5 protein-coding genes and 2 rRNA genes are annotated in these 8,347 nt (G+C 32.0%); 6 read left to right on the plus strand and 1 reads right to left on the minus strand.

What is annotated here, in order from left to right; all coding sequences use genetic code 11:
- The 3 genes from ACVC5O_RS06130 to ACVC5O_RS06140 all read left to right on the plus strand — a co-directional run.
- A 23S ribosomal RNA gene (locus tag ACVC5O_RS06130) occupies window positions 1–119 on the plus strand; the annotation flags it as partial.
- 99 nt (window positions 120–218) lie between these two features.
- A 5S ribosomal RNA gene (gene rrf, locus ACVC5O_RS06135) occupies window positions 219–326 on the plus strand.
- A gap of 248 nt (window positions 327–574) precedes the next feature.
- Entirely contained in the window at window positions 575–3,013 is a 2,439-nt protein-coding gene (locus ACVC5O_RS06140) for a helix-turn-helix domain-containing protein (RefSeq protein ID WP_452220593.1), read from the plus strand.
- 53 nt (window positions 3,014–3,066) lie between these two features.
- Here the strand turns inward: ACVC5O_RS06140 and ACVC5O_RS06145 are convergent, their stop codons facing one another.
- Window positions 3,067–4,209, minus strand: a complete 1,143-nt coding sequence (locus ACVC5O_RS06145) for an acyl-CoA dehydrogenase (RefSeq protein WP_452220594.1) — start codon at window positions 4,207–4,209, stop codon at window positions 3,067–3,069.
- Window positions 4,210–4,302: 93 nt separating this feature from the next.
- Here ACVC5O_RS06145 and ACVC5O_RS06150 point away from each other — a divergent pair, with 93 nt between their 5' ends.
- From ACVC5O_RS06150 to nhaD, 3 genes are all read left to right on the plus strand, one after another.
- Window positions 4,303–5,367 carry an anhydro-N-acetylmuramic acid kinase gene (locus ACVC5O_RS06150; protein ID WP_452220595.1) on the plus strand — a complete coding sequence of 355 codons (1,065 nt, stop codon included), beginning with the start codon at window positions 4,303–4,305 and terminating at the stop codon, window positions 5,365–5,367.
- Between the two features lie 144 nt (window positions 5,368–5,511).
- On the plus strand, window positions 5,512–6,738 hold the full coding sequence (locus ACVC5O_RS06155; RefSeq protein ID WP_452220596.1) for a Glu/Leu/Phe/Val dehydrogenase dimerization domain-containing protein: 1,227 nt from the start codon (window positions 5,512–5,514) through the stop codon (window positions 6,736–6,738).
- 10 nt (window positions 6,739–6,748) lie between these two features.
- Window positions 6,749–8,143, plus strand: a complete 1,395-nt coding sequence (gene nhaD, locus ACVC5O_RS06160; protein ID WP_452220597.1) for a sodium:proton antiporter NhaD — start codon at window positions 6,749–6,751, stop codon at window positions 8,141–8,143.
- The last annotated feature ends 204 nt before the right edge of the window (window positions 8,144–8,347 follow it).

An 8,347-nucleotide genomic window follows, 5' to 3' on the forward strand; every position in this document is an offset into this window, starting at 1 on the left:
CCCACCACAAGATGAGATTTCTTTAAAGGGTCGTGGGAGATTACCACGTTGATAGGCTATAGGTGTAAAGGCAGTAATGTCATAGCCAAGTAGTACTAATAACCCATAGGCTTATTGTACGCCTGTTTTTTTAAAAGTTAAGTACAAATTTTCATGAATCATTTTTTCAATATGTTATTATACGGTAAAGTAGGTAAAACTACATACACCGAAAGATTTAAGGTGATTACAGCGATGGGGCTCACCTCTTACCATTCCGAACAGAGAAGTTAAGCCCATTTGCGCCGATGGTACTACATTCGTGGGAGAGTAGGTCGTCGCCTTTTTTAGAGAATCCTCAACAGTTATTTGTTGAGGATTTTTTTTGTTTTATAATATTTTGTAAACTAGAAGTATTACTATTTAGTGTTGTATTAAATTGTGGTAAGCGAGAGTGATAGTAGCGGCATCCTTTTTTTTGTTGCACATATGCAAAAAAAAGATATAGAGAATAGCACGTTTTTTATTTTTCTTAAAAACTCGTCATAAATAATTTTCATTTTGATTATCTTCAATTTCTATATAATAATATGTAATGCACACTAATAAGGAATTAGATATAGCTTGGAATTTTGTTAATAACACCAATAGAAATGTGTTTTTGACTGGTAAAGCTGGTACAGGAAAAACTACTTTTCTCCATAAATTGAAGGTGTCTTCATTAAAGAGGATGGTAATTGTTGCTCCTACTGGAGTTGCTGCTATAAATGCAAAAGGTGTAACAGTACATTCGTTTTTTCAATTGCCTTTTGGTCCTATTCTTCCTAATGAAGAGTTTAATAAATCTTCTGGATTTAATAGAAAGTTTGGTAAAACTAAAATCAATATCATTAAGTCTATGGATTTATTAGTAATTGATGAAATTAGTATGGTTCGTGCAGATTTATTAGATGGGATTGATAAAACTCTTAGAAGGTTTAGAGATAAAAAAAAGGTTTTTGGCGGTGTTCAAATAGTAATGATTGGTGATTTGCAACAACTTTCTCCAGTAGTAAAAGAAAGTGAATGGCAATTATTAAAGCCGTTTTATAACAATGCTTTCTTTTTTAGTAGTATTGCCTACAAAAAATGTAAAGCTATTACTATTGAATTAAAGCATATTTACAGACAAGATAATCCAAAATTTATTAATATTTTAAATGAAATTCGTACAAATACTTTATCTATAGATTCTGCTAAAGAATTAAACAAAAGGTTTAATCCTAATTTTAAACCAAAAGAAGATGATGGTTATATTTCACTAACTACGCATAATATTAAGGCAGAACAAGCCAATACGAATGAATTAAATAAATTAACAGGAAAAACTACTAATTATAAAGCTATTGTTGAAGGCAAATTTCCTGAGTTTTCTTACCCTACTAATGAGCTTTTGAGTTTAAAAGTTGGTGCTCAAGTGATGTTTATAAAAAATGACAGCTCTGTTGAAAAACGTTATTTTAATGGTAAAATAGGGAAGGTTATTTTATTAGACAAGGATGAAGTAGTTGTGAAATGTCCAGATGACGATTTTAATATTATTACAACTCCTGAAGTTTGGGAAAATATTAATTATACAGTGGATAATGTAACAAAGGCTATAACTGAGAATAAAATAGGTTCTTTTACTCAAATGCCATTGCGTTTAGCTTGGTCTATTACAATACATAAAAGCCAAGGGTTAACTTTTGAGAAAGCCATTATTGATGCCAAAGATGCTTTTGCGCACGGACAAACTTATGTAGCATTAAGTCGTTGTAAAAGCTTAGAAGGTTTAGTGTTGAAAAGTAAAATTGATTCTAGCCAAATAATTAGTGATGCAAACGTAACTACGTTTAATAAAATCGCTGAAGACAATCAACCAAACGACACTATTTTAAAACAGTCCATGTCTAACTTTCAGTTAGAATTGATTTCTGAAGTTTTTGATTTTTATAAGTTTTTATATCCAGTTAATAGAGTGCTGGATGTTTATTATAAAAATAGAGCTAGTATAGAAGGTAATTTGGAAAATCCATTACTAACAATAAAAGATTGTGTAACAAATTTATTAAAAGTAGCAAATGCCTTTAAAGCGCAATTAAATGAACTTTCCGAAATCACACTAACTCCTGAATCAAGTACTGAGATTCAATCTCGATTTATAAAAGCTATAAGCTACTACAAAGCACAAGTTGAGACTAATATAATGGAGCCTTATAAGATTTTTAGTTTTAGTACAGACAACAAAGCTATTGAAAAAGAAATAACAAAAGCTTTAGATTTATTTGAAGAATTATTAGCAACTAAACAATTGTATTTTAAAGACTTGTCTGAGGGTTTTAAAGTCAATCAGTTTTTAGAATTAAGAGCAAAATCTGTTTTCTTAGCTAAAGAAGTTCCTAAGAAACCACGAAAAACAATTATTGATGGCACTACTAATGTCGAGTTATTTGAACTACTTCGTGAATTGAGAAATACAATTGCACAAGATAAAGGTTTAGTTCATTTTCAAATTTTTACACAAAAATCGCTATATGAAATGTGCGAGACCTTACCAACTAATAAAGCTGAATTACTAAAAGTTAACGGTTTTGGTAAAACACGCGTAGAGAAATATGGAACCGAAATTCTGAAAGTAATTAGAGACTATTGTGAGGAAAATAATATTGAAACCTCAAAAGATACTGAAATATTTGAAGCTCCAAAACCAAAACGCCAAAGAGGCGATACTAAAAAAACGTCTCTAGAGCTATTTAAATCTGGTAAATCTATTGAGCAAATTGCAATGGAACGTGATTTAAATATGAATACTATTACTGGACACTTAGCAAGTTTTATTGCTTCAGGAGAAGTGAAAATTTTAGATTTAATTTCCGAGAAACACTACAACGAATTAAAAGCTATAATTCCTAAAAAGAAGTTTGAAAACCTTTCAGATTTAAAACATCAAATAGATGATAAATACACTTATGGAGAGTTACGTTTAGTATTAGATGATATTTCTAAAAAATAAAAAAAGCTTCAGAATTAAATTTTGAAGCTTTTCATTTTATTTTTCTTTAAAAACTACCCTTTAATAACTCCTCTCGAAATTACAATTTTTTGAATTTCAGAAGTCCCTTCATAAATTTGAGTAATTTTTGCATCCCGCATTAAACGTTCTACATGGTATTCTTTTACAAAACCATTTCCGCCATGTATTTGTACAGCTTCTACAGTGTGTGTCATTGCAACTTGCGAAGCATATAATTTAGCCATAGCACTAGACATATCATAATTATTGCCTTGATCTTTGTCCCAAGCAGATTTCATAACGAGCATACGCGCAGCTTCAATTTCCGTGTACATATCTGCTAGCTTAAAAGCAATGGCTTGATGATTACAAATTTCAGTCCCAAAAGCTTTACGCTCTTTAGAATATTTTAAAGCCAACTCATAAGCACCAGAAGCAATCCCTAAGGCTTGAGCTGCAATACCAATACGTCCTCCAGATAATGTTTTCATTGCGAATTTAAAACCAAATCCATCTTCGCCAATTCTATTTTCTTTAGGTACTTTAACATCGTTAAATTGTAGAGTGTGCGTGTCACTACCTCTAATTCCTAACTTATCTTCTTTCGGTCCAATGTCAAATCCTGGCATTCCTTTTTCAACTATAAAAGCATTAATGCCTTTATGGCCTTTATCTTTATCGGTTTGTGCAATAACTAAATAAACATCACTACGTCCACCATTTGTAATCCAGTTTTTTGTACCATTAATAACGTAATGGTCGCCTTTATCTATAGCTGTAGTTTTTTGAGAAGTGGCATCACTTCCAGCTTCAGGTTCACTCAAACAAAAAGCTCCAATTTGCTCACCTGTTGCCAGCTTTGTTAAGTATTTTTGTTTTTGTTCTTCTGTACCATAAGCTTCAATACCATAACAAACTAAAGAGTTATTTACAGATACCATTACAGAGGCAGAAGCATCTATTTTAGACAATTCTTCCATAATTAAAACATAGGAAATTGCATCCATGCCACTTCCTCCATATTTAGGATCTACCATAATTCCCATAAAGCCTAAATCTCCCATTTTACGAACCAATTCATCAGGAAACGTTTGTGTATTATCACGTTCTATAACTCCAGGCAATAATTCAGTTTGTGCAAAATCGCGAGCGGCATCGCGTATCATTATATGTTCTTCTGTAAGGCTAAAATCCATAATTTAAATGTAATTGGTGATTTGATAAAATAACTGTGCAAAGATAGTTTTTTGTTAGCTTTTTTTCAATAGATATTGCTATTTTTACTAAATATGATAAAAAATGAATATAAAATTATTGGTGTCATGTCAGGAACATCTTTAGATGGAATTGATTTGGCATTAGTTACCTTTAATTTTAATAATCAATGGACGTTTAAAATTAGTAAAGCTGAAACTATTTCATATTCTGAAGCATGGAAACTTACACTGAAAGATTTAGTTAATTATACTAAAAAAGAACTTGAAAGCACAGATATTAAATACACTTCGTTTTTAGCTGAAGTTATTCAACGATTTATCACAAAACACAACATAAAAAATATAGATGCTGTTTGCTCTCATGGACATACAGCACTACATCAACCTCAAAAAGGATTAACCTACCAAATAGGTAATTTGCCAGAATTAGCAATACTATTACATCAAACTGTAGTTTGCGATTTTAGAGTTCAAGATGTGGCTCTTGGTGGTCAAGGTGCACCATTAGTGCCAATAGGAGATGAATTATTGTTTTCGGAGTATGACTATTGTGTGAATTTGGGTGGTTTTGCAAACATATCGACTCAAGTAAATAACAGGCGTATTGCATTCGATATTTGTCCTGTAAATATTGTGCTAAATCATTATGTTTCCGTTTTAGGCATCTCTTATGATGATGAAGGGAAACGAGCAAAAAAAGGACGTTGTAACGCTAAGTTGTTAAACGATTTAAATGCGCTTCAGTTTTATAAAAAAGAATATCCTAAATCGCTTGGTTTAGAGTGGGTAAAAAAAGAAGTGTTTCCTATAATTGATAGTTATTCACTTTCAACAGAAGATATTTTAAGAACATTTATTGAGCATATTGCTATTCAAATTGCTGAAATAATCAATAAAAAACAAAACGCTTCAGTTTTAATAACAGGAGGAGGAGTGTATAATTTGTTTTTAATTTCAAGAATTAAAGCCTTTACTATAAACCAAATAACTCTACCTAAAAAAACTATTGTGGAGTTTAAAGAAGCATTAATATTCGGTTTTTTGGGTGTTTTAAAACTTAGAAACGAAATCAACTGTTTAAGTAGTGTAACAGGAGCAAATAAGGACCATTCCTCTGGAAAAATTTTTACAGTTTAAAATTATTACAAATTTTACAAGTTGCATCTTTTGTTTTTTATATTTGTGGAACTAATTTAACAACTTTCTAATGATTCGTCTTTAGCAATAGCAATACTTTTTTTAAAATTAAATTTTACTAGAGAAGACTCAAACTAACCAATCATGAAAGAATTACTAAAGAAATACGAGAATAAAGAACCTGAAATTGTCTTTAACTGGAAGGATGCAGAGACAGAAGCCGAAGGTTGGACTGTTATAAACTCACTTAGAGGTGGAGCAGCAGGAGGAGGCACCAGAATGCGTAAAGATCTGGATATGAACGAGGTGTTGTCTCTAGCAAAAACAATGGAAGTAAAATTTACTGTATCTGGTCCGGCAATTGGTGGCGCCAAATCAGGAATAAATTTTGACCCAAAAGATCCAAGAAAAAAAGGCGTTTTAGAGCGTTGGTATAAAGCCGTATCTCCTTTACTAAAAAGTTATTATGGAACAGGTGGCGATTTAAATGTAGACGAAATTCACGAAGTAATCCCAATCACAGAAGAGTCTGGTGTTTGGCATCCTCAAGAAGGTGTATTTAACGGTCACTTTAAGCCAACCGAAGCCGATAAAATTAATAGAATTGGTCAATTACGCCAAGGCGTAATTAAGGTGATCGAAAACCCTAGTTTTTCTCCAGATGTAGCTCGTAAATACACCGTTGCAGACATGATTACAGGTTATGGCGTTGCCGAAGCTGTAAAGCACTATTACGAGATTTATGGCGGAAGTGTAGTTGGTAAACGTGCAGTAGTACAAGGTTTTGGAAACGTTGGCTCTGCAGCAGCATACTATTTAGCACAAATGGGAGCTAAAGTTGTTGGTATTATAGATATTTCTGGAGGAGTTATTAAAGAAGAAGGATTTTCGTTTGAAGAAATAACAAACTTCTTTTTAACTAAAAACGGAAACACATTAGCTACAGAAAATATGATTCCGTTTGCAGAAATGAACGAACGTATTTGGTCCTTACAAACAGAGATTTTTGCACCTTGTGCTGCTTCTCGTTTAATAACTCAAGACCAAATAAGCCAAATGATAACTACTGGACTAGAAGTTATCTCCTGTGGAGCAAATGTGCCTTTTGCAGACAAAGAGATTTTTTTTGGTAGTATAATGGAGCATACAGACGAGAAAGTTAGCCTTATACCAGATTTTATATCAAACTGTGGCATGGCAAGAGTGTTCGCTTATTTTATGGAGCGCAAAGTACAAATGACAGACGAAGCTATTTTTAACGATACTTCTCAAACAATAAAAAAAGCAATACAAAAGGTTTACGATAAAAATCCTAGCAAAACAGAGATTAGTAAAACAGCCTTTGAAATCGCACTAACTCAACTAATTTAACGTAAACTTTATGGAAACAATAATAATATTAGTATTTGTAATTGGTTATCTAGCAATTACTTTAGAACACAATCTTAAAATAGATAAATTAATTCCAGCCTTAGTAATGATGGCTGTAAGTTGGGCTTTAATTTCTTTAGGTATAGATAGTTTTCCGCAGTGGTTTGACTCGGCAAAACACAGCTTAATGGAAAATTTTGGCATGCTTGGTCATGAAGAAAAAATGCATATGATGGAAGAAACATTATTGCATCATTTAGGTAAAACAGCCGAAATATTAGTGTTCCTTTTAGGAGCAATGACTATTGTAGAAATTATAGATTACTTCGATGGATTTTCTACAATTAAAGATTTTATTAAAACTAAAAAGAAGAAAAAAATACTTTGGATTTTCGCTATTCTAGCTTTTATTCTTTCAGCTATAATTGATAATTTAACTGCTACAATTGTATTAATTTCTATACTTCAAAAAATTATTAAAGATAGAAATGTTAGAATTTGGTATGCAGGTTTAATTATAATTGCTGCAAATGCAGGAGGAGCTTGGTCACCAATTGGTGATGTAACCACAACTATGCTTTGGATTGGTAAAAAAGTAACCACAGGACATTTAGTTGGTTATTTACTATTACCTTCTTTTGTATGTATGGCTGTACCAACTATAATTGCTTCATTTTTACCACCTTTTCAAGGTAATTTAGATAGTGATGAAAATGAAACAGAAAAACCTAAAAGCAGATTTAGTTCTACAATGTTATATTTAGGTTTAGCAGCCATAGTATCTGTCCCTATTTTTAAAACTGTTACACATTTACCACCTTATGTTGGGATGATGTTAGCCTTAGGTATAGTTGCTATTTTTGCAGAATTATATAGTAATTCTAAATTTAGTTTAACCGAATTCGATGCAGAAGAAAGTGATGCACATGCTCACCATAGTCCTGTTCATCATTCACTATCAAAAATAGAAATGCCAAGTATTCTCTTTTTCTTAGGCATTTTAATGGCTGTTGCAGCTTTAGAATCTTTAGGGATTTTATTTGGTTTTGCAACAACATTACAAGATAATGTACCAATGTTGGGTACAGAATTACACCATGCAGGAGTTTCAGATTTAGTAGTTTTATTACTTGGTGTTGGTTCTGCAGTTATAGATAATGTCCCTTTAGTAGCAGCAAGTTTAGGAATGTTTACTGAGCCTATAGACAATGAGTTATGGCACTTTATAGCTTATTCTGCTGGAACAGGAGGAAGTATGTTAATTATAGGTTCTGCAGCAGGAGTTGTTGCTATGGGAATGGAAAAAATTGACTTTTTCTGGTATTTCAAAAAAATTGCTTGGTTAGCACTCATTGGGTTTTTAGCAGGAGCTTTAGTATTCTTCTGGACAAGAACACTATTTTAGAGTTTATTAGAAATAATATACGGAAAACTATATAAATACGTTATAACACTATTAAAAAATAAATATGTTAAACACCTTAATCCAAGAGACTGCACAAAATGCAGATGCACAATTAACAGAAGGCGAACCAGTAGAAAAAACACTGTCTATAATAGAGCTTATTACCACAGGAGGAACAGCAGGAATGGTAATAATCGCCATACT

This window comes from Lacinutrix salivirga, assembly GCF_053604675.1.